The organism is Vibrio sp. 03_296 (assembly GCF_002265885.1).
Genome location: NZ_NPKW01001155.1, coordinates 1 through 435, shown reverse-complemented (window position 1 = coordinate 435; position 435 = coordinate 1). Strand labels below are relative to the sequence as shown.

The following is a 435-nucleotide window of genomic DNA, read 5'->3' as shown; positions in this document are numbered from 1 at the left end:
TTACTTAAGCGAACCTGCTCGGTGCGACCGGGGGCAATCTGCTCAATAAAATGATTCAACAAGCGATCCTTTTCTGTATTCTCTTCTATCACGTTAAATTGACCAAAAACCACCGCGCTTCGGTAGTGCGCACTGTGGTGAAAGGCAGAGCGTGCCAACACCCAGCCATCGAATAATGTAAAGGTCAGGCAGGTGTTTTGCCCTGATCTCAGTGCTTTGATTAAGCGGCTGTTCCGTGCGCCGTGAATATAGACTTGATTGTCGACACGCCAAGCAAGCATCGGAATGACAATGGGTCCCGAGGCATCCGAAATGGCGATGTGAGCGATCAAGCTTTCATCAATGATCCGATGTAACTGCTCGACGTCGTGCACTGCTTTACGTGCCGCTTTTTTAATTTGAGTCCTGTCCGTTGCTGACAACATACTTCTCTCC

Annotated in this window: 1 protein-coding gene; it reads right to left on the bottom strand. The window is 49.0% G+C overall.

The genetic code is table 11. The annotated features are described in order from the left end of the window. A partial coding sequence (locus CIK04_RS30470; protein WP_142995046.1) for a pyridoxamine 5'-phosphate oxidase family protein occupies window positions 1-425 on the bottom strand: 425 nt, incomplete at its 3' end. Window positions 426-435 lie beyond the last annotated feature (10 nt).